We start from the raw sequence: 20,068 nt of genomic DNA on the forward strand, positions 1-20,068 counted from the left end.
GGATAGCTGCAATGCCTCGTCCGCGCACCGTCCTCGCCAGGCTCGCGCTCGTACTGCTGCTGCCAGCCGCCGCGTCGGCAACCAGCGGCTGCGCGATCGACGACTGTGCGCGGCCCGCCGTCTGTTGCGCGAGTTGCGAGGCGACGACGGTGCGCCAGGCCTCCTGCGCCTGCGCGGCGGACGAGGTCTCGGCGCTGGAATGTCCCAAGCGCTCGGCCTGTGCGCTGACCCACTACGTCGGCGACGAGGCCGCCGTGTGCTGTCGCGGGAGCTGCGCCAGCGCCGCGAGCTACGACGCGGCGAGCGGACGCTGCGAGGGCGAGGATGCCTATCTGCACGAATGCACGGTCGAGAGCGCCTGTTTGCAGGGCTACCGCGCGCGCCGGCTCGGCACGCTCTATCTACCCTGGCAGGCCGAGGCCTCCGGCAGCGGCACGTTGCTGACGGGGATCTGGGCCCACGACGCCGCGGAGGCGTGGGCCGTCGGTTTGCAGGGGCGTGTGCTGCACCGGGGCGCCGAGGGCTGGCGGGCGGTGGAGGCGCCGACGACCGAGCACCTCACGGCCGTGTGGGGCAGCGCGGCCGACGATGTGTGGGCCGTTGGGTGGAACGGCACGTTGCTGCACTATGACGGCGAGCGCTGGCTGCTGCATCCGACGCCGACCACGGCGCATCTGCTCGCGGTCTGGGGCCGCTCCGCGACGGAGGTCTGGGCAGCGGGCGCCGAGGGCACCTTGTTGCGCTTCGGCGGCGCGGTCTGGGAGCTGCAGCCGCTGCCGACGCGCGCGCTCTTGACCACCGTGCGCGGCGGCGTGGGGGGCGAGCTTTGGCTGGCGGGTGACGCTGGCACCGTGCTGCGCGGGGATGGCGAGGGCTGGACCGTCGAAGCGACGCCCGTCACGGCGCCGCTGACCGCGCTCTGGGTCGGTGCAGCCGCCGACGACGTCTGGGCCGTGGGACGGAGCGCCACGCTGCTCCGCCGCCAGCAAGGTGAGTGGCGCACGCTTGATGAGCCCGTGCCTGGCCTGGCCGCCGATCTGACGGCGATCTGGGGTGATGGCGAGGCAACCTGGGTCGTCGGCGATCAGGGCGTGATCTTGCGCAGCGGCGGCGAGGGCTGGCAACTCGTGACCTATTTCGCCGGCCCGGCGCGGATCGACTTGCTCGGGCTTTGGGGCGCCGGCGAGGGGCTCTGGGGCGTCGGCACGGGCGGCACGATTCTCCACTACGAGCGTCCGTGAGCCCGACAAACCTGCCCGCGCTCGGGGCCTGATCTATACTCGGCCAGGTTGCCAGCCAAGCGCGCATGAGCCGAGAGCGAGACAAGTCCTCACCTGACCCGGTCGCGGAGATCGTCAACCGCTATGGGCGGCGCGCGTCCAGCGCACGACGCGACGCGGGTGGTCGCTTCTGGCAGCGTCTGGCCGAGTCGGTCTCACGGGAGCCGACGGTCAGCCGTGAGGCGATGCGCACCACGCGCCCATCGGTCGGGGGAGCGCCGGCGGTTGGCGCGTTCTCCGCCGAGCTGGACGCGCCCAGGGCGCCGCCGCCACCGGCGGGAGCACGCAGCAGCTCCGACGACGATCTGGGCGACATCGACATCGACCTCGGCCTTCCCGCCCGGGCGCCCTCGGGAGCGCAGGCACGCGTCCCGACGCACCCAGACGCGTACCTGCCGGCCGCTGAGCGTGCACCGTCAGCGCGTGCCCTGCCCGTCGCTGAGGCCGCGGCCGCAGCCGCAGCCGCGGGCGCGGCGCAGATCGAGATCACCTTTCCCGACGGGTCGACGCTCGCGCTGGCCGGTCGGCGCCTCGAGGGCCCCGAGGGGCGGCTGCGCCTGCAGGCGGCCGATGCGCCGGGCAACCCGCGTTGGCTGCTCGACGCCCTGAGCGCCTTGGCGCGCGGCACGCAACACGCCTTGCAGCGGGTGGCGGCAGCCCGGCGGCCCGACGACGCCGACGCGGCGCCGCCCTCGCCCACGCCACGCCCTCCGACCGCGAAGGCCGAGGCGCCCTCGTTCGCCGCCGAGGGCCAGGGCCCCGACCCGCGCGAGCCGCAGCTCGATGACCTGTTCTTGCCCGAGGGACTGCTGGCCGCGCTGGCCGGCGGCCCGCTCGCCGCCGTCGAGGGTGAGGCGCTGCCGCTCTGGGATGGCTTGCCCGCCTTGCCCGACGCCACGCTGGCGGCGCCGCTCGAGGCCGTCGAACCCGCCGGGTCGCCCCCGCGGCCGCATCGGTCCTCCGTGCGCCTCGGGGGTGCAGCAGCGGAGCAGGGCAAGCTCCCCACCCCTGAGGAGCCGCAACCGGCTCTACGACCAAGCGAGCGGCAGGCCTTCCGCACGCCCTCGTCGGCCGGCCAGCAGGCGGCGAGCGATGCCCCGCCGACGCAGCCCGGCAAGCGGCGCCGGCCGACGGCGGGCCCGGCTGGCGAGGCGCCGACCTCCGAGCGTGTGCGGCCCGCGCGCCCGCCGCGCCGCGCCGAGGCCGCGCCACCCCCCCCCGAGGCGCCGACCTCAGCGCCGTCCCCTCGGCCTCAGAGCGCCGAGCTGCGGGCGATCGCCGGCCCCGCGGTCCCCCCCCTGGGTGGCGCCGGCGACGAGCGCGCGCGCACGCGGCCCGCGCGGCCGACGCACCACAGTCGAGCGGCGACCGGTGCCTCGGCGCCAGCGGCTCGCGCTTCGGCCCGGGCGCCGGCGCTCACGGTCGGCGTCGACCTCGGCAATACCTACGCGCGCGTCGGCTTGATGCGGCGGCAGATGGAGCTGCTCGGCGACGCGGAGGGCCGGCGCGCACTGCCCGTCGTGGTCGGCTTCCCGCAGCGCGATGAGGTCGTCCTGGGCTGGGACGCGCGCGAACTGCGCGGCGAGCACCCCGAGCAGACGGTGGCGCACTTTACGCGCCTGTTGGGGCTCTCCAAGGCTCAAGCGGAGCGCGAGGGTCTGCTCGACGCGGCGAGCCTACCGGCACGCGGCGGCCGCGACGAGGAGCTCGTCTTCGACGCTCATCGGCGCGAGCTATCGGCCGCGCGGCTGGTCACGCTGCTGCTGGCGCAACTGCGTGCCGTCGCCAGCGAGGCGCTGGCCCAGCCGATCACCGACGCCGTGGTGAGCGTGCCGCTCGGCCTGACGCGTCGGCAGCGCGTGCTCTTGACCGAGGCCGCGGGGCAGGCGGGTTGGGCGCGCTTCTCGCTGATCGACGCCCCGTGGGCCGCGCTGCACGCCTGGGGACTGGATCAGCATCCGGGCGTCGTGGCGGTCTATGATCTCGGCGGCTCGGGCTTCGAGTTCTCCGTGCTGCAAACGGGACCGCCGGCGCAGCGGCGCGTCCTCGGCATGGCCAGTGAGACGGGGGTCGGCTCGATGCTGCTCGACGGCGCGCTGGCCGGGCGGGTGGCGGAGCGCTTCGGTCGCGCCACCGGCATCGACCTGCGCGCGCGTCCGGCGGCGTGGCAGCTGCTGCTCGCGGCCTGCGAGGACGCGAAGTGCCAGCTCAGCGAGCGCAATGCGGTCCAGGTCGTGGCGGGTGAGCTGCTCGAGCCCGAGCTGCTGGCCGAGGCGCAGCACTCGATGGGCTTGGCCTACCGGCTGACGCGCAAGGAGCTCAGCGAGCTGGCGAGCGTCGTCGTCGATCGCTCGCTGGGCGTGGTGGTGCGCGTATTGGTCGAGGCGGGGCTCGCCTCCGACGCCTTGAGCGCCGTGGTGCTCTGCGGTGGCGGTGCCCTGAGCCCGCTGGTGCAGGATGCGGTGGCCGCGTTCTTTGGGCGCGAGCCCTTGGCTCACGATCCCCAGCTTGCGGGCGTCCACGGCGCGGCGAGCCTCGGCGCGTCAGGTGACGAGAGCGCGGTGGAGCTGACCCGCCGCGATGACTGAGCCGAGGCTAAGCCGAGGGGCCGGCTGCGGCCTTCCCTCCCTACCGCTGCCGCCGGCGCTGCTGCCCCTCGCCGCCTTGCTCGTGTGCCTGGCGGTGGTGCCGAGGTCTTCGACGGCTGCCACGGTCGACGCCCGAGGCCGGCTGCGCTGTCGCCCACGGGCCAAGCGCGTGCTCTGGGTCTCACCACGCAGTCCGCGGATCGGCGACCCGCTGCGCTTGCTCGCGGCCGCGGAGCGCGATTACCCGCACGCCGCGTTGGCGCTGCTGGGGCCAGCCGGCTGGCAACGGCTGGCGACCTCCAAGGGCGGTGGTCCGCCCCATTGGTGGGCGGCCGAGCTTCCTGCTGCCACGGCCGCGCCGCTTCAGCTCGCGCTGCTCAGCGCCGCCGACGAGCCCCTGATTTGCGCCACCCTGCGGATCAGCGCGCGCCCCGCCCGCCTCTCGAGCAGCTCCGCTCGCGGTCTCGAGGCCGCCGTCCATCCGCGTTGGCCGCTGCGGGCGGAGTGGAGCTGGGCCACCGAGGCGCTCTACGCCGCCTGGGTCGAGCACCTCTTCGCGGCGCCGGCCGACGCCGGAGAAAATTGGCGGCCGAGCTGGTCGCCCTTGCATCAGGTGCTGCGTGATTCTCAGCGCAACTGGCTCCACAACCATCTCGGGCTGGGCGAGGACGGCCCCGATCCGCAGCGAGCCGTGGTGGCCGAGCCGGATTGTGCGGATCTGCCGTATTTCCTGCGGGCCTACTTCGCCTGGAAACTCGGCCTGCCCTTCGGTCTACGGCATTGCGACCGCGGTGGCGCGGCCCGGCCGGCGCGCTGCGGACCGCTGCAAGCGCCCGTGGCAGGTGCGGCCCCGCTGGTCGGCGCGAGCGCGGCGCAGGACTTCTCGCGCTGGCTGCGGCAGGAGGTCAGCCTCGTCCACTCGGGGGCCGGTCGCACCGCCGGCGACGACGATGCGACGGACTTCTATCCCCTCCCCTTGACCCGCGCGGCGCTGCGGCCGGGCGCGGTCTACGTCGACCCCTACGGCCATTTGCTGGTGGTGGCGCGCTGGCAGCCCCAGGGGTCGCCGGGGAGCGGGGTGCTCTACGCGATCGATGGGCATCCGGATCTCTCGGTCGGGCGCAAGCGCTTCTGGCGCGGCGCCTTTCTCTTCGTGCCGGGGGCCGAGGGCGGCGCGGGCGGCTTCAAGGCCTTCAGACCGCTGCGCCTGGTCGACGGCGCGCTGGTCGCGCTGACCAACGAGGCGCTCCGCCGCGAGCAGGCCTTCGTGCCGCCCTCGCTCGAGCAATACCAGTTGGGCACCGAGGCCTTCTACGCGCGAATGGATCGGCTGATCAATCCGCGGCCACTCGTGCCGCAGGAGGCGCTGCTCGAGCGCCTTCGCGCCTTGCACGAGCTGATGCTCGAGCGCGTCGAGGCTGTCGCCGCCGGCGAGCGCTACCTGCAGCAGCAAGGGTGGCCCGTGGTCGCGATGCCGGCGGGGCCCCGCATCTTCGAGACGCGCGGACCGTGGGAGGATTTCTCGACGCCGGCCCGCGACCTGCGCCTGCTGATCGCGATCGACGAGACGATCGGCTTCCCCGCCTACGTGGCGCGGCACGCCAAGCGCTTCGCCTGGCCGGCGGGGGAGAGCGCCGCGGCGGTGCGGGCCGCGCTCGAGCGCTTACTCGCCCAGCAGCTGGCCGCGGCCGAACTGAGCTATCAGCGCAGCGATGGCCTGCGCCAGCCGCTGACGATGGCCACCGTGATCGCGCGCCGCGAAGCGCTCGAGCTGGCCTACAACCCGAACGACTGCGTCGAGCTGCGCTGGGGCGCCAGCGGCGACGAGCTCGCGGCCTGCCAGCGCCACGCGCCGGCCGAGCAGCGCGAGCGCATGGACAGATATCGCGCCTGGTTCGCGCGCCGCCAACGCCCACCCCTGCGCTGAAGGCCTCGTCGGCGTCGAGCGATCAGGGCGGCGCCACCTCATCGACGCGGGGACCATAGAGCCGCTGGCGCAGCAGCGCGCGCAGCCCGGCACGGTCGAGGTCGACGGGTCGGCGAGCGCTCGCGAGCTGGTCCAGCGGGCCCTGGAGCCGGTCACGGGCGGCGAGCACGGCGCCGATGTAACGGCGGCTGTAGCCGGGCAGCAGGGTGCCCCGTGCGACCCAGCGCTGCACCCGGCTCGGTCCCGTGTGGTAAGCGGCGAGCGCCAGGTCGACGCGTCCGTCGAAGCGCTGCAGCAGGCGCGCGAGGTAGGCGGTGCCGGCCTCGATGTTGAAGGCGGGATCCTCGAGCTGCGGCGAAGGCCAGCGCAGGCGCAGGGCCAGCGCGGCGGCGGTGCGTGGCATCAGCTGCATCAGCCCACGGGCGCCGACCGAGGAGCGTGCGTCGACGCGAAAGCCCGACTCGACCTCGATCACCCCGCGGACCAGCGCCGGATCGACCGCATGTCGCGCGCAGGACTGCTGGACCAAGCGCTCGAGGGCCGCGAGTTCCGACGCTTCAGACCCTGCGCCGGGCCCCCGGGCCCGCTGCGAGGTCGCACAGCCTGCCAGGCTGGCCGCCACCAGCAGCGCAAGCCCGCTCCTCCCAGCGCGGTTGGCCGAACGCATCACCGCAGCATGGAAGCGGCGGTAGGCACGGTCAACAAAACCTGGCTAGCCGAGTCGCCAGCACCGCCATCGAAAGCGAAGCAGTCGAGAGATATCGGCACATCCCAGGCCATTGGCCCTCCGGCACATCGTTTGCTGAGCGCATGGACCAGGATTTGCCTCGGAGCGCCTCTTGCCACCGTCCGTGATGCCGCGACGATCGAGTTCCCGCGCCAGCGTGATGCTCGCGCTGGCCCTGATCAGCCTGCCTGCGACGGCGCGCGCCCTGCGCTGCGAGCGCGGGCTGGCCGTGCGGGTCAACGACGCCGGGTTGCGTTTTATGGCCGAGGCGCTGCGGGCCGCGTTGCCGCCGACCGTGGATCTGCCCGCGATCGCCGCCGTCGTCTTCGATTGGCCGCTGACCACGGCGGACGCGCGAATCGAGCTGCCCACGGTGCCGCGCGCGATCGCCATCCGCCAGCTCGACGTCGCGTTGGTCGGAGACGTGCTGCGTCTCAGCGGCGCCTTCGATGTCAACGTGCAGAGCCCCTTGACCGTGGTCAATCCCTACGCCGGCTTCGGCAGCGTCACCTGTCAGGCCGACGTCGTGTTGCCGAACCTGCGCTTCACGCTCGATCTCACGGTCGGCGGCGCCGGTGATCGCGTGCAGCTCACCCCGAGCAACGTGCGGGTCGAGGCCGCCGGCGCTGGCAGTCACGCGCAGCTCGCCGGCTGCGACACGCTGCAGCTGCTAGCGCAGGCGGTCGGCGCGCTGAAGGAGCAGACCGTCGAGCAGCTCCGCGCTTGGCTCGAGCGCTTCGCGCGCGGGGAGGCGGCGCGCCTGACGGAGACCTGGCTGGCGCAGGCGGCGACCCTGGCGGGGCAGGCGCAAGGCATCGCCTTCAGCACCGAGGTCGTCGCCGCGAGCAGCGCGGGTGGTGCGCTGCTGACCGAGGCGAGTGCTTCCTTCGAGCTGTCGACGAACGCTGGACCGCGCTGTGCCGTCGCCGCCCTGCGCCCCCCCGCCCCGCCTGTTTGCGCGCGGCCCGTGCCGCCACCCACCGACCGCACGGGCGCCATGTACGCCGTGGCGATCAGCGATGGCCTGCTCAACCAGGCGCTCTACACTGCCTGGTCGGCCGGTCATCTCTGCCTCGACAGCGCCTCCGCGCTCTTCTCGCGCGTGGTCGGCTCGCCGGAGCTGCTCGTCGCCGCGCTTGGGCTGCCCGTGGGCACGCAGCTCGCCTTCACCGTCGGCCTGGCGCAGCCCCCGCGGATCGATCTCTCGGTGGGGCGCGGTGCCGAGCTGCGCCTCGAGGGGATGCAGCTGATCGTCTCGGCCACCCTGCCCGGCGCGGGGCGCGGGTCCTTCACCGTGCACGCCGACGCCAGCGGCGCCGCTCGACCCTGGATCGATCCCCTCTCGCACGGGCTGGTCCTGGCGATCGGTCCTGTTGGCCTGACGCGCCTGCTCGTGCAGCCACAGTCCGGTCCGGGCCTCGCCCTCGATCCCGCGCGGGTGCAGGACTTCATCGCCGAGGTGGTGGTGCCCTTGTTCGAGGCGCGCCTCGCCGCGCTGCCGCTCTCCCCCGTCGTCGTGGACGCGCGCCGCTTCTTGCTCGAGCTCAAGCACGTCTTCGTCGGTGACGGCTATTTGGCGCTCCACGCGGACGCGCATCCCGTCGTTCCGACCGCGCCTGACAGCCTGCCACCCGAGACGGCGCTGACCTCGCCATGGGTCCCGTTGATCGGTCCGCGGCTGCTGACGCTCGCGCTCGCTGGCTCGGATAACGCGACGCCGGCCCCGCTCTTGCGCTTCGAGACGCGGGTCGACCGCGGGGCCTGGAGCGGACCGCGCTTCGGCGCGCAGGCCGAGCTGGCCCTGGGCGCCGGCGCCCATCTGATCGAGGTGCGCGCGGTCGATCTGACCGGCAACGTCGATCCGACGCCGCTGGCGCTGCCGCTCACCGTCGACGCCGTACCGCCGACCCTGGAGATCACCTCGACCCCGGGCGCGCTACAGGCCGACGGCGTGGCCTCCGTGCGCTTCCGCGGCGCGGACGACCGCACGCCCGTCGAGCAGCTCGAGCTCAGCGCCGAGCTTTGGCGCGTGCCCGATGGCGGGGGGGCGCCGGAGCTGAAGCGCGCCGAGCGGCTGTCCAGCGGCGCGCAGAGCGCGCGCCTCGCCGTTGGGGGTGAGGGCGTCTATCGCCTGCGCGTGCTCGTGCGCGATCAGGCAGGCAACGTGACGTCGGCGGACCGCGGCTTCGTCATCGACCGAGGCGGCTGCGCGCTGGCAGGGCAGGGCGCTGGCTCGCGCTCCGGGCTTGCCTTGCTGCTCCTTGCCGGTCTACTGCTCGGGGCGCAGCGGCGCGCACGCCGCCGGGGAGCGGACCATTTCCGACCGACCAGCGTCCGAGCGAGTCGTGCCCGTGCCACTCGTCTTCGAACGAGCAGCGATGAAGGGTAGCGCGGGCGCTCGAGCGTCTGCCCCATCGTCTTGGCGTCGCCGCCGCAGCGCGTTGCTGGTGGGCGCGGTGCTGCTCTGCGGAGGCTTGGGCTCGCTGGCGCAGGCCTCACCAGTGGGCACGATCTTCGCTGGAGCGGCGGCGGCAGATCCCTCCGCCGTCTACTGGAACCCCGCGGCGATGACGCTGCTGCAGGGAACGCGCGCGCTCTTCTTCACCGGGGTCTACAGCACCAGCGTGCGCTACCAGCGCGCGAGCCCGAGCCTCTTCGATGGCTCGTACTACCCGGAGGCGCAGTTCACGATTGCCAGCGCCCGGCCGACCTTCGCCCTGGTGACCGACGCGGGGCTGCGTGACTGGCGCTTCGGCCTCGCCTTTGGCATTCCGACGATCGACGGCGTCAAGTGGTCGTACAACGCTCAGGGGCGCCCCTCGTCGACGCGCTATCACGGGCTCGATCCCTTGCTCGGCGAGTTCCTGATCACGGCGGCCGCGGCCTATCGCGTGACGCCCTGGCTCTCGCTCGCCCTCGGCTTCGACGTCGCCGGCGCGCTGATTCGGCATCGGTTGATCGTCGACTTCGGCGCGCGGACCAACCAGGTGATCTGCGCGCGGCTCGGCGCACAGACCTGTCCGATCAACGCGCCCTTCGCGCGGGAGGACCCGGCCAACGACGGCCGGGTGAATGTCGACGGCTTCGGCTGGGGCCTGGGGCTGACGGCAGGGGTCCTGCTGGCGCCGCTCCCGTGGCTGCGCCTCGGCGTCGGCGTGCATCAGAACGCCGGGGAAATGCAGCTTCCCACCGACACGAGCGTCAAGGTCCCGCCCGCGATCGCCAGCTTCGTCGCCCAGAGCCTGCCGGGCGTCGCGCTGCCGCCGCTGCGCGCCCACGCCGATCTGGCGGTGCGGATGCCGGTGATCGTCACGGCCGGCCTCGCGATCCTACCCCTGCCGCGCCTGGAGCTCGGCGTCGACCTGCATTGGATGGACCTGTCGACGACGCGCACGATCATCGGCATCGTGCGGCGCAGCAACACCGAGCTGATCAAGGACGTCGTCCTGACGAAAGGGCGCACGGATTATTACTTGCTCGCGTTGCGCGGGGCCTACCGCCTGCTGCCTGAGCTGACGGTGGGGCTGCGGATCGAGTACGGCGCCAATACGCGGCCCGAGGAGTTCGTCACGCCGACGAGCATCGACGCGCATCGCATCGTGCTCAGTGCCGGCGTGAGCTGGGACGTATTGCGCTGGCTGCGGCTCTACGGCGAGTTCTCGCACTACGTCATCGCCAGCCGCGACATCAGGTCGAGCCGCTTCGCCCCGAATCCGAACCCGACGACAGCCTTGGAGCAGAGCTTCGACCTGCCCTCGCCGATCGGGCGCTATGTGCCGTCGGCGGAGTCGATCGGCTTCGGTGTGGAGCTGAGCTTCTGAGCGGGGCAACCGAGCGGAGCGCGGGCGAAGACGTACTCGGTGACCGCTGAGCCGCCGATCAGGTGCTGCTGGATGATGCGCTCCATCACCTCGACGTTCAGTCCGCGGTACCAGATGCCCTCGGGGTAGACGACGGCGATTGGCCCTTGCTCGCAGACGCGCAGGCAGTCGACCTTGTTGCGGAGCACGTGGCCGCGCCCCGCTGGCGTCGCGAGCACCGCCTCGGCAGCCACCGCCTCACCGCCGCCCCAGCCCGGTGGTTTGCTGCTCAAGCCCAGCTCGTGGAGGCGCCGCTTGAGGTAGCTCCAGACGCGCTGCCCCTCCTCGCGCGTCGCGCAGCGCGCCACCTTGGCCTCGGCGCAGACGAGGATGTGGCGCTGGTTCTGTCCGAGCGCCAGCGCGCGCGCGATGCCGTCGAGTCGTTGGGTGGGGGAGGCGTCGGCCATGAGCTGAGCGGTTGCGCCCGCGCTACTTCTTGAACAGGCGCTCGAGGTTCGCCAGCGCCGCCGCCCGCGTGCTCGGCCGGGGCCGGTCGCCGCCGCCGGCGCCGCCCCGTGCGCCGGGGCCCTCTGCCACACCACGACGCGCCTGCGTGCGCAGGCTGAGCGCGATGCGGCCGCGCGCGCTGTCGATCGAAAGCACGCGCGCCGTGACCTGCTTGCCGATCGTGACCACCTCGCTGGGGTTGCTGACGAACTCGTCGGAGAGCTCGGAGACGTGGACCAACCCCTCCTGGGGCAAGCCGATCGAAATGAAGGCGCCGAAGTGCGAGATGTTGGTGACGACGCCATGCACCGTCATCCCGGCGCGCAGATCGCCGAGGGAGCGGACGTGGGGGTTGAGCCGCGCAATCGACGCTTGGCCGCGGGCGGCCGGTGCGCCGGGCTGCATCGGTCGCGAGCGGCGGCGCTCCAGGCGCACGAGCTCGACCGTCTCGGTCAGCGCCGCACGCAGGCGCTCGGTGTCGAGGTCGGCCTGGTACTCGGCGAGCCCGATGCCCACCGGATCGACAGCGCACCACTCCTTGAAGGGATCGAGCGCGCGACGCGCCAGCACCAGCGCCGAGGCTGCCGCGGTGCCGAGGCGCAGCGGCGGCTGGAGCAGCGGCTGGCGGGCCTCAGCCAGCGCGGCGGGGCGGATGCGTACGATCTGCAGCCCGGCGGCGGAGAAGGGCGCCTCGACGCTGTTGAGCAGCTCGGCGATCGGCGTGCTGGTCGGCAGCACGACCTGGCTGACCGCGTGCTCCTGGAGCAGCGCGAGCGCCTTGTCTTGCCACTGGCCCTGCGCCTTGAGCAGGTGTTGCGCGACCAGGTCGCCCTCGCGCTCGACGATCACCACGGCCACGGTCGGCGCGCCGCCCGAGAGCAGATAAAGCGCGCCGAGGCGCCGCGCCGGCAATGGCGCCGTACGCAGCAGGCCGTTGAGGCTCTCGCAAGCGGTCTGGATCGCTTCCTGCTCGGCCTCGTGGTCGAGCAGGGCGAAGACGCGACGCGGCAGCTCGTCGAGCACGAGCTCCGCGAGCAGCGAGGCATCACTGCGCTCCTCGACCGCGGGCCCGAGCTGGGTTCGGTAGAGGGCCGCCTGGGCCAGCAGCTCGTCCAGCGGCAGCTCGAGCGCGAGTGCCAACGCGCGGGCGCGCTCGCCCCGTCGTAGCGCGAGCCAGCGGTGTCCCGCGCGCTCGGTCAGCGCCAGGCTCGTGCCGACGTGGACGTCGAAGGTGGCGGCGGCGCGGGCATCGCCACCTTCGAGCGCGCTGCAGCGCACGGTGCCCCGCTGGCGCGTCAGTCCCAGGCAAGCGCGCCAGAGCTCGAGGCCGGCGTAGAGCGCCCGCAGGGAGGGGTCGGCCTCAGGGTCGGCCTCAGGGTCGGCCTCACCGGCCCCCTCCCCGGCCGCGACCCCCTCCGCCGCAGCCCCTGGCGCGGGGTCAGCCGGTACCGGGCGCGAAGCGGCGAGGGGCAGCAGCGCGGCCACGCGCAGCAGGGCATCGAGCTCGTCCGGCGTCTGGGTCGCGTCCAACGCTGCCGCGGGGAGGGGCGGCTGACGGACCTCTTGGCGGCTCTGCTCGATCGCGCTGCGACGCTGGCGCCAGGCGCGCCACAGGCGGCAGGTCGTGACCAGGCGTCGCAGGGTCTCCACCGGCAGGTGGCCGAAGTCGTCGCCGTAGTGGCTCAGCAGGTCAGCCGCCGAGTGACCCCGGGCGGTAAGGGTCGCCGCGTGTTCGGTGAGGCTCTCGGACAGGCCCTCGAGCTCTGTAGCTCGGGTCGCCCTGAGGAAGCGCGCGAAGCTCATGGTGTCAGTCCTCGCGCACGAGCGGGCCGCCGCCGCCCTCGTCTGCGCCCGTCGCGGACGACGAGGGGCGCTCGAAGCCCAGCGCGCGCAAGACGTCCGTCTCGTCCTCTAGCACGTCCAGCTCGTCATGGGTCAAGGGCTCTCCGGCGGCCAGCTTGGCCTCGCGGCGTTCGCGACGGCGCTCCGCCGCATAGTGGAAGACCTCTTCAGTCAGGCCCAGCGCCAGGTAGCACGAAATCAGGAAGACGAAAATAAACGACGCGCGCAGCCGGGCGATGATGATGGCGCAGATCAGCGCGACCACGAAGAGCAGGCCGAGCGTCCGCTTGGTCAGGCGGATGTCCTTGAAGCTGCGAAAGCGCACGCGGCTGACCATCAGGTAGGCGAGGATGACGACCAGCGTGGCGATCGTGCTCTGACCGACGACGAGGTAGCTCCCGCCGATCCGGCCGATACGGTAGTGGACGACGACCAGCGCGACGATCATCGAAGCGGCGGCTGGCGTCGGCAGGCCGAGGAAGTAGCGCCCCGCCTTGCCCTGCTGCTCGTGCTGCGTCAGCACGTTGAAGCGCGCCAGGCGCAGCGCGGCGGCGGCGACGAAGAGAAAGGCGATGAAGACGCCCGCCAGCCCGAACTGCGTCAGGCCCCACTTGTAGACCAGCATCGCCGGCGCCGCGCCGAAGGAGATCACATCGGCCAGCGAGTCGAGCTGCAGGCCGAGCTCGCTCTGGGTGCGGGTGAGGCGCGCGACGCGGCCGTCGAAGAGGTCGAAAATCAGGCCGAAGCAGATCGCGAGCGCGGCCTCGTAGAGCTCCTCGATCCGCGCGGCGCCAGCACAGCGCGTGAGCGCGAAGAAGCCGCAGAAGACATTCCCCAGCGTGAACAGATTGGGCAGGATGAAATACGTCTTGCGCAAATTCATCGACGGGTGCTCACGCGGGCACTCTACTACAGGCGCGGGCCCTTGGCCCGGGGCGCTTGCTCGGGGCTAGTCGGCCGGCGCGGCCCGCGGGCGACGGCGGCGCAAGAGCGCGGCCAGCGGCCAGAGCAGCAACGCCGCGGCCACCAGGCGCGTCGCGGCCAGCGGCCAGGGTGTCCACAGCCCGCGGAGCTGTTGCAAGAGGGCGTTGACGGCGAGCTCGAGGGCAAGGCCCGCCAGCAGCAGCGCCGTCGCCGCGCACCAGGGGCGTGACACGAGCAGGGGACCGATGACCCAGGCGACGGCGAGCAAGCCGAGCAGCTTGCTGCCGTCGAGCGCCGCGACGCCCACTGCGACCTGCAGCCAGGGCGCGGCGTCCACCACGCCGATCCGCGTGATCCAGCTCAGGAGCCGCCCAGCGAGGGCAGCGTGGGCCAGATAGCTGGCGAGCGTGCCGAAGAAGAGCAGGCTTGCCTCTCGGGCGAGCAAGCGCAGGCTCATCCGAGGTGGACCTTGACGAGGGTCAGGCCATGCGCCGGGGCCGTCGGGCCGGCGCGGCGGCGGTCGCCCTGGTGCAGCAGCTCGCCGATCCGCGCCGGTGGCATGCGGCCGCAGCCCACCTCGACCAGCGTCCCCGCGATGATCCGCACCATGTTCTTGAGGAAGGCCGTGCCCTCGATGTCGAGCAGCAGCTCGGGTCCATCGCCGCGGGCGATGCTGGCGCGGGAGATCGTGCGGTGCGTGTCGAGGCGATCGCAGTCGGCGGCGCGAAAGGCCGAGAAGTCGTGGTGGCCGACCAGCGACCAGGCGGCGCGGGCCATCGCGGTCGCGTCGAGCTCGTGGCGCAGATGCCAGGCGTGCCCCGTCAAGGGCGCCTCGAGGCGGCGGGCGTTATGGATCGCGTAGCGGTAGTGCTTGCCCAGGTTGTCGCGGCGCGCGTCGAAGGTGAGGTCGACGTCCTCGACGCCGCGAATGACGATGTCTGGCGCCAACAGCGCGTTGAGCCCGCGGCGCAGGGCTGCGCAGCTCAGCGCCGTTTCGCTGGTGAAGCTCGCGAGCTGTCCTAGGGCGTGGACGCCGGCGTCGGTGCGACCCGCCGCGCGCACGCGACAGGGCTGCTGCGTGAGCTGCTGCAAACAGGCCTCGATCGCGCCCTGCACCGTCGGCTGACGCGGCTGGTATTGCCAGCCGTGATAGGCGCTGCCGTCGTAGGCGATGGTCAGGCGGATGTTGCGCATAGCGGTCGGGTCGGCGCGCGCGGGGCAGGCCAGCGCGTCGACTAGAACTCGAAGGCGAGGCCGCCAGAGAAGGTCGTGTCGCCGAGGTTGGGCCGTCGCTCGGAGGCGACGTGGACGATCTCGCCGAAGAGATAGGTGTGGTTGATCCCGTAGTCGGCGTCGAGCGCGCGCGCCGCGCCCGGATCGAGCGCGTCGAGCTGCAGGGCGAGGCCGCCGGCGAGCTGCCATCCGAGGTTGCCCCCGCGTCCGCGGGCGGAGCCTGTGCTGTCGGCGGGCGTGGCGACTGCGACGTCACCCGTGCCATCGCGCACCCACCACAACGTGTAGTTGAGGCCGACCTTGAAGTGGGGCACGACCGGCACGTTGAACCGGTTGGCCAGCACGTCGAAGCGGTAGACGAGCAGGGCCGCCAGCGGCACCAGCGAGAGGCGCGTAGAATCGCCCGCCACGCGATTCGCCGAGCCGGAGCAGGAAACGAGCGCTGCGTCGCTCTGATCGCCCTGACGGCAGGCCGCGGCAGACTTCGAGTAGTAGCCGAGCGAAGCGCCGAGGGCGACGCTGCCGAAGCCGCGCCAGAGCTCAACGTCGAACTCCGTTTGCCAGAGCAAGGCGCTGCCGCCGCCAAAGAGGTCGCCGAAGGGGGTCTTGCCGGCGAACTCGCTGTCGATGTCCGGGGCGTAGGGACCCAGCTTGAACTCCAAGGCGAAGGCCTGCGGCGAGGCATAGGACGGCCTGCGCGCCTGGGCGCTCGCGGCCACGGGCACGACGAGGACTGCCAGCAGCAGGCCGGCCAGCACGCGCCTGCGGATACTCCCGCTCATGGACGCCTCCGATCGGGACGGGTCAGGCGTCGCCCGCGCCTGGCCGCCAGCAGCAGCAGCGCGCAGCCGAGTAGCAGCAGCGAGAAGCCGCCACGCGTCGTCGTGGCGGTCGTTGCACAGCCGTAGCCGCCTCTGCCCTTGCCACCGAGCGCGATATACCGCTCCCACAGATCCTGAGTCACTGCCGGGGTTGCCGAGCCGAGATCGACGAGGGCGCTGGCATTGCCCGCGCTATCGACGGCGACGGCATAGAAACGGTAGGCTTGGCCGTTGGTCAGCCCCGCGATCTGCAGCGAACCCGGCGTGGTGATACTACCCGAGCAGAGGTAACGCGGATCCTCGAGCAGCCCGGCCGCGCTGGTGCTGTCGCCGCCGTCGCTGCCGCTGCCGACGCCCGCATCCGCCGCGCCGGTGGCCGCGCTGCTGGCATCCGCCACGCCCGCATCCGCCGCGCCCGTCGTCGCGCCTCCGGCGTCGGCCACCGCCGCGTCGGCCACCGCCGCATCCGCCACCGCCGCATCCGCGTCCGTAAGCGCGGCGCTGCTGACGCCGGCGTCCGCGCCGCTCGCGCCGGCGCAGGCCGTGGCGGCGCTGCTGAAGATGGCTGTCGTGCTCGCCACGCTGCGCCAGGGCCCCGCCACCGCGCCGTCGACGAGGCGCGCGCAGAGGAGCTGGTAGCGCACATCCTGCTCGCTGGTCGAGCCCGCCTTGAAGTCGACGCTCACCAGGTTCTCGCCGCCCGTCGGGTCCTTGCTCTTGACCGGCGGCGTTGGTGCTTGGCCGTCGATCGAATAGGTCAACGCCGGCTCGAGCTTGCGAGCCAGGGTCTGGTCTTGGCCGGCATAGACCGTGAGGGCGAGGGATTTCACGTTCGGGGTGCACCCGCCCGGCATCATTTGCCGCACGGTCGTGTCGAAGACGATGTTGGTCTCCTGATCGGCGATGCGACCGGAGGCCACCAGCGCGCATTGGGCGGCGTCCTGGACAATGCGGCTCTCGGAGTCGAGGCAGTTGGCGCCGGCGACGACGAAGAAGGACTCAGTGGCGTTGTTGCGATCGGTCGTGATCTCGATCTCGACGCGCACCCGCCGCTGGTTCGCCGTGCAGGCGCACCGCGCGCGATTGAATACGGTCTCGCTGTTGAGCTGGATGTCGCTGTCGAGGGTCTTGCCGTCGAGGGTGATAAAAAACTGCTTGATGGCGAAGGTCGAGGTGCTGGTCTGGGCGGCGGCGCCGCCCGGCAGAGCCGCCAGGGCAACCAGGCAGCCGAGTCCGAGGGACAGCCGACGGCCCCGTCGAGTGGCGGTGTTCAGGCGCATGCGATTCTCCTCGCCCAGAGCGAGCGCAAGTCGATTAGCACGAAAGAGGCCATCCGGGGAGAGCGCTGTCGGTCCCGAGATCACGGTGGTTTCCACCGGGGCGATGCCGCTGGTCCAGGCGCGCCGCCGCCTTGCCTTGCCATTCTGTCAACGATCGACGCCCACAGCGCGACAGAGAGGCAAGCGGGGCGGCGCCGCCGAGGTGGCGAGGGCGAGGCGCCGCGCTGCTTGCGATGGTGGCCGAGACCCTATATTCACGTCATGGCGTTGCGCGCTGAAGAGACCCTGCGTTCAAGGAACCCTGGCGGCAGTGATGTGCGACAGTGATGGGCGGCAGTGATGAGGATGAGGATGACGATGACGATGACGATGATGAGTGTTCCACTGCGAAGCGGCCTGCTGCCCGTCACCTGCCTGCTGCTCTGCAGTCAGGCCTGCGCCGACCCCGCGGGCATGACCGAGCAGCGCGATCGCGGTGCCGTGGAGCGTGACGCCGAGGTGGCGCTCGGCGAGGCCGATAGCCGCTCAGGGGGCGCCGGCGACGGCGGGGCGGAGCCACTGACGCTGGTGTTGAGCAGCGCGGCGACGGAGGCGGCTGGGCCCACCTCCAGCTACGGGGGCGGCCCGATCGTTCCCTTCCTGGTGCAGGTCAGCGGCGTCGAGCAGGCCATCCGCCTCTTTCTGGACGACACCGATGGGCGCACCTACGCGGGCGGCTTCGACGAGGGGGATCCGCTCGCCTTCCGCGCGTCGGTGGAGGGGTTCAGGGTCGCGCCGAACTGGTCCGTGATCGAGCACGTTGCCGGGTTTGGCCTGGCCGGCAGCGCTGAGCCCTTCGAGCGGACCCTGAGGTTTCAGGCGCGGGCGACCTTCGCCAAGGACGGGCTGGTGCGCTCCAACGAAGTAGCGATTCGTTTCTATTGCGCGGCGGGTCGGGTGAGGTCGGGTTATTGTCAGTAGTCGTGGTCGCGCTCGTCGCCGAGGCCCGCGCGGCGGGCGCGGCGCGCGGCTAATCGGGCAGCCGTAGCAGGTCGCGCTCGAGCTGGCCGAAGGGGTCGACCAGGTAGAGCAGGACGTGGCGCCCCGTCGTGCGGCGCATCGCGCACACCCTCCGGTAGAGCTGGTAGCGTCCCTCACCGAGCAGCGCGCCGGCGCTGGGCGTCCATACGAGATCGATGCCTGAGGGCTGCTTATGCCAGCTCTCGATCAGGAACTCCCAGGTCAGGCTCCAGGCGACGGTCATCGCGGCGGCCACCCACGGGGCGTGGCGGTATTGCCGATGCCGCAGGTAGAACTCCGAGCCGAAGAGGCCGTGTCCGATCACGTTGATCGTCCACGGGTCGCCGTCCCACGCGAAGGCGCCCGCGTGGCGCCGCCACTCCGGCGCCGCGCTGAAGGCCTGGCGAAACCGCCGCCAGTTGTGACCGCTGTCGGCCACGGCGAAGCTCTGGGGCCAGATCGCCACCGAGCGGAAGTACATCGCGGTGACGAAGCCCGCGCCATGGCCCGTCGGAATCAGCCAGTCGCGGGCGCGCCGTCGCGGCGCCTCCGGCTGAGCGGGCGCCGGCTGAGCGGCCTCCGGCTGGGCGGGCGCTGGCTGGGCGCTAGGGTGAGGCGCGCTGGTCGTGGGCTCGGCGGGGCGAGGGCTGGCGGCCGCGCTCGGCGCCAGCAGCAAGAGCAGCAGCGCAAGGCCACGCAGGGAGCTGCCAGGCCGCACCTTGAGCCTGCGGCGGCACGTGGCGGGGAGCATCGGCGGGAGAGGGATCGAGGCCGCGCGCCGCGGGCGGCTAGAGCTCGCCCTGTTGGACCAGGTATTCGGCGATCTGCACCGCGTTGAGCGCCGCGCCCTTGCGGAGGTTGTCGGCGACGACCCAGAGGTTGAGCCCATGCTCCAGCGAGCTGTCGAGGCGCACGCGACCGACGTAGACGGGGTCGGTGCCGGCGGCTCTGCGCGCCAGCGGATAGCGGCCCTGCGCCGGGTCGTCGACGAGCTCCACGCCAGGCGCGTCGCTCAGCAGCTCGCGCGCCCGCGCCACGGTCAGCGGGCGGGTGAGCTCGAGGTTGACGGCTTCGCTGTGGCCAATCATCACGGGCACGCGCACGGCCGTCGCCGAGACGCGCAGCGCCGGCTCAGCGAGGATCTTGCGCGTCTCGTCGATCAGCTTGCGCTCCTCGACCGTGTCGCCATCGGCGCGGAAGTCGCCGATCTGCGGCAAGCAGTCGAAGAGGATCGGGTGGCGGAAGACCGCCGGGGCGGGATCGGGCTCTCCTGCGGCCCAGGCTCGCGTCTGCAGCCCGAGCTCCGCGATCGCGCTCTGGCCTGCGCCCGCGACGGCCTGATAGGTGGCGACGACGATCCGCCGCACGGTGGCCTCGCGGTGCAGCGGGGCCACCGCGACGACGAGCTGGATCGTCGAGCAGTTCGGGTTGGCGATGATCCCCTTGGGTCGCTGGCGCGCGGCCTCGGCGTTGACCTCGGGCACGACGAGCGGGACCTGCGGGTCCATGCGGAAGGCGCTCGTATTGTCGATCACCACGGCGCCCGCGGCGGCCGCGAGCGGCGCGTAGTCGCGGCTGATCGGACCGCCCGCCGAGAAGAGCGCGACCTTGACGCCAGCGAAGCTCTGCGCATCGAGCGCCCGCACGGTCACCCGCTCGCCGCGAAACTCGAGCGCTTGGCCGGCCGAGCGCGAGGACGCGAGCGGCAGCAGCTCGTCGACCGGAAAGCGGCGCTGCTCGAGCACGCGCAGCATTTCGCGGCCCACGGCGCCGGTGGCGCCGACCACGGCAACCTTATAGCCCATCACCCTGAACCTCCCCGTCTGGCCCGCAGCGAGCGGCGCAACCGCGCCAGCAGCGTCTGGAGCTGCTGGGCCTGCGGTGCGCCAAGGCCGGCGCGACCAAAGCGGGCCGCATAGTAGCAGCGCGTCAGCTCGTCGACCAGGGGCGCCGCGGGGTGTCTGGCGCGCACCAAGCGCAACGCCAGCTCGCTCGGCGTCACGCCCTCCCCGCGGGCGACGCCCGCGCGCGCGAGCTCCCGCAGGGCGCGGCGATAGACGCGCGTCGCCGGATGCGCGCGCCGCCAGGAGCGGGCGCCGCGCCGCGCCCCAGCAGCGCCTCTGGCGCGCCGTCGGAGCAA

17 protein-coding genes are annotated in these 20,068 nt (G+C 72.6%); 6 read left to right on the plus strand and 11 right to left on the minus strand.

Translation table 11 applies throughout. From position 1 onward, the window contains the following. Window positions 1-11 precede the first annotated feature (11 nt). The 3 genes from IPL40_12655 (at window position 12) to IPL40_12665 (ending at window position 5,795) form a co-directional block, all read left to right on the plus strand. Window positions 12-1,241: a hypothetical protein gene (locus tag IPL40_12655; protein MBK8482001.1), complete on the plus strand. Its 1,230-nt coding sequence runs from the start codon at window positions 12-14 to the stop codon at window positions 1,239-1,241. A gap of 65 nt (window positions 1,242-1,306) precedes the next feature. Further along, entirely contained in the window at window positions 1,307-3,868 is a 2,562-nt protein-coding gene (locus tag IPL40_12660) for an Hsp70 family protein (GenBank protein ID MBK8482002.1), read from the plus strand. Then, on the plus strand, window positions 3,861-5,795 hold the full coding sequence (locus tag IPL40_12665; GenBank protein MBK8482003.1) for a hypothetical protein: 1,935 nt from the start codon (window positions 3,861-3,863) through the stop codon (window positions 5,793-5,795). Before IPL40_12660 ends, IPL40_12665 begins: the two co-directional genes overlap by 8 nt. A gap of 22 nt (window positions 5,796-5,817) precedes the next feature. Here the strand turns inward: IPL40_12665 and IPL40_12670 are convergent, their stop codons facing one another. Next, on the minus strand, window positions 5,818-6,462 hold the full coding sequence (locus IPL40_12670; GenBank protein MBK8482004.1) for a lytic transglycosylase domain-containing protein: 645 nt from the start codon (window positions 6,460-6,462) through the stop codon (window positions 5,818-5,820). A 172-nt stretch (window positions 6,463-6,634) separates the two neighbouring features. On the opposite strand from IPL40_12670, the gene IPL40_12675 reads away from it, so the two are divergent. Both IPL40_12675 and IPL40_12680 read left to right on the plus strand, forming a co-directional pair. Then, window positions 6,635-8,911 carry a hypothetical protein gene (locus IPL40_12675; protein MBK8482005.1) on the plus strand — a complete coding sequence of 759 codons (2,277 nt, stop codon included), beginning with the start codon at window positions 6,635-6,637 and terminating at the stop codon, window positions 8,909-8,911. Beyond that, window positions 8,901-10,343 (plus strand): outer membrane protein transport protein, encoded by a 1,443-nt coding sequence (locus tag IPL40_12680; GenBank protein ID MBK8482006.1) that lies wholly within the window; start codon window positions 8,901-8,903, stop codon window positions 10,341-10,343. Before IPL40_12675 ends, IPL40_12680 begins: the two co-directional genes overlap by 11 nt. On the opposite strand, the gene IPL40_12685 is transcribed toward IPL40_12680, so the two are convergent. The 7 genes from IPL40_12685 to IPL40_12715 all read right to left on the minus strand — a co-directional run bounded on the left by IPL40_12685 (window position 10,292) and on the right by IPL40_12715 (window position 16,929). Next, window positions 10,292-10,753, minus strand: a complete 462-nt coding sequence (locus IPL40_12685; protein MBK8482007.1) for a hypothetical protein — start codon at window positions 10,751-10,753, stop codon at window positions 10,292-10,294. The genes IPL40_12680 and IPL40_12685 overlap by 52 nt on opposite strands. Window positions 10,754-10,811: 58 nt before the next feature. After that, window positions 10,812-12,632 (minus strand): S1 RNA-binding domain-containing protein, encoded by a 1,821-nt coding sequence (locus IPL40_12690; GenBank protein MBK8482008.1) that lies wholly within the window; start codon window positions 12,630-12,632, stop codon window positions 10,812-10,814. 4 nt (window positions 12,633-12,636) lie between these two features. Continuing rightward, window positions 12,637-13,554 carry a CDP-diacylglycerol--serine O-phosphatidyltransferase gene (gene pssA / locus IPL40_12695; GenBank protein MBK8482009.1) on the minus strand — a complete coding sequence of 306 codons (918 nt, stop codon included), beginning with the start codon at window positions 13,552-13,554 and terminating at the stop codon, window positions 12,637-12,639. Between the two features lie 66 nt (window positions 13,555-13,620). Further along, entirely contained in the window at window positions 13,621-14,052 is a 432-nt protein-coding gene (locus IPL40_12700) for a hypothetical protein (protein ID MBK8482010.1), read from the minus strand. Further along, window positions 14,049-14,789, minus strand: a complete 741-nt coding sequence (gene truA, locus IPL40_12705) for a tRNA pseudouridine(38-40) synthase TruA (protein ID MBK8482011.1) — start codon at window positions 14,787-14,789, stop codon at window positions 14,049-14,051. Before truA ends, IPL40_12700 begins: the two co-directional genes overlap by 4 nt. A 41-nt stretch (window positions 14,790-14,830) precedes the next feature. Continuing rightward, complete coding sequence (locus IPL40_12710; protein ID MBK8482012.1) at window positions 14,831-15,610, minus strand: hypothetical protein; 780 nt, start codon at window positions 15,608-15,610, stop codon at window positions 14,831-14,833. Next, entirely contained in the window at window positions 15,607-16,929 is a 1,323-nt protein-coding gene (locus IPL40_12715) for a hypothetical protein (protein ID MBK8482013.1), read from the minus strand. The genes IPL40_12710 and IPL40_12715 overlap by 4 nt, the downstream gene beginning before the upstream one ends. Window positions 16,930-17,280: 351 nt before the next feature. On the opposite strand from IPL40_12715, the gene IPL40_12720 reads away from it, so the two are divergent. Next, entirely contained in the window at window positions 17,281-17,889 is a 609-nt protein-coding gene (locus tag IPL40_12720) for a hypothetical protein (protein MBK8482014.1), read from the plus strand. A gap of 49 nt (window positions 17,890-17,938) precedes the next feature. Here the strand turns inward: IPL40_12720 and IPL40_12725 are convergent, their stop codons facing one another. The 3 genes from IPL40_12725 to IPL40_12735 form a co-directional block, all read right to left on the minus strand. After that, a complete protein-coding gene (locus tag IPL40_12725) occupies window positions 17,939-18,646 on the minus strand; it encodes a DUF3943 domain-containing protein (protein ID MBK8482015.1) in 708 nt (235 codons plus the stop codon). 70 nt (window positions 18,647-18,716) lie between these two features. Further along, a complete protein-coding gene (locus IPL40_12730; GenBank protein ID MBK8482016.1) occupies window positions 18,717-19,733 on the minus strand; it encodes an aspartate-semialdehyde dehydrogenase in 1,017 nt (338 codons plus the stop codon). Continuing rightward, window positions 19,733-20,068: a DUF4129 domain-containing protein gene (locus IPL40_12735; GenBank protein MBK8482017.1), complete on the minus strand. Its 336-nt coding sequence runs from the start codon at window positions 20,066-20,068 to the stop codon at window positions 19,733-19,735. The genes IPL40_12730 and IPL40_12735 overlap by 1 nt, the downstream gene beginning before the upstream one ends.

This window comes from Pseudomonadota bacterium, from assembly GCA_016711215.1.
Classification (GTDB): Bacteria; Myxococcota_A; Polyangia.

Bases quoted from the DNA above. Each gene is read 5' to 3' on its own strand.
- IPL40_12720 (MBK8482014.1), top strand. From the start codon at position 17,281: ATGACGATGACGATGACGATGATGAGTGTTCCACTGCGAAGCGGCCTG.
- IPL40_12655 (MBK8482001.1), top strand. From the start codon at position 12: ATGCCTCGTCCGCGCACCGTCCTCGCCAGGCTCGCGCTCGTACTGCTG.
- IPL40_12670 (MBK8482004.1), bottom strand. From the start codon at position 6,462: ATGCGTTCGGCCAACCGCGCTGGGAGGAGCGGGCTTGCGCTGCTGGTG.
- IPL40_12730 (MBK8482016.1), bottom strand. From the start codon at position 19,733: ATGGGCTATAAGGTTGCCGTGGTCGGCGCCACCGGCGCCGTGGGCCGC.
- IPL40_12700 (MBK8482010.1), bottom strand. From the start codon at position 14,052: ATGAGCCTGCGCTTGCTCGCCCGAGAGGCAAGCCTGCTCTTCTTCGGC.
- IPL40_12665 (MBK8482003.1), top strand. From the start codon at position 3,861: ATGACTGAGCCGAGGCTAAGCCGAGGGGCCGGCTGCGGCCTTCCCTCC.
- pssA (MBK8482009.1), bottom strand. From the start codon at position 13,554: ATGAATTTGCGCAAGACGTATTTCATCCTGCCCAATCTGTTCACGCTG.
- IPL40_12710 (MBK8482012.1), bottom strand. From the start codon at position 15,610: ATGAGCGGGAGTATCCGCAGGCGCGTGCTGGCCGGCCTGCTGCTGGCA.
- IPL40_12690 (MBK8482008.1), bottom strand. From the start codon at position 12,632: ATGAGCTTCGCGCGCTTCCTCAGGGCGACCCGAGCTACAGAGCTCGAG.
- truA (MBK8482011.1), bottom strand. From the start codon at position 14,789: ATGCGCAACATCCGCCTGACCATCGCCTACGACGGCAGCGCCTATCAC.
- IPL40_12715 (MBK8482013.1), bottom strand. From the start codon at position 16,929: ATGCGCCTGAACACCGCCACTCGACGGGGCCGTCGGCTGTCCCTCGGA.
- IPL40_12660 (MBK8482002.1), top strand. From the start codon at position 1,307: ATGAGCCGAGAGCGAGACAAGTCCTCACCTGACCCGGTCGCGGAGATC.
- IPL40_12680 (MBK8482006.1), top strand. From the start codon at position 8,901: ATGAAGGGTAGCGCGGGCGCTCGAGCGTCTGCCCCATCGTCTTGGCGT.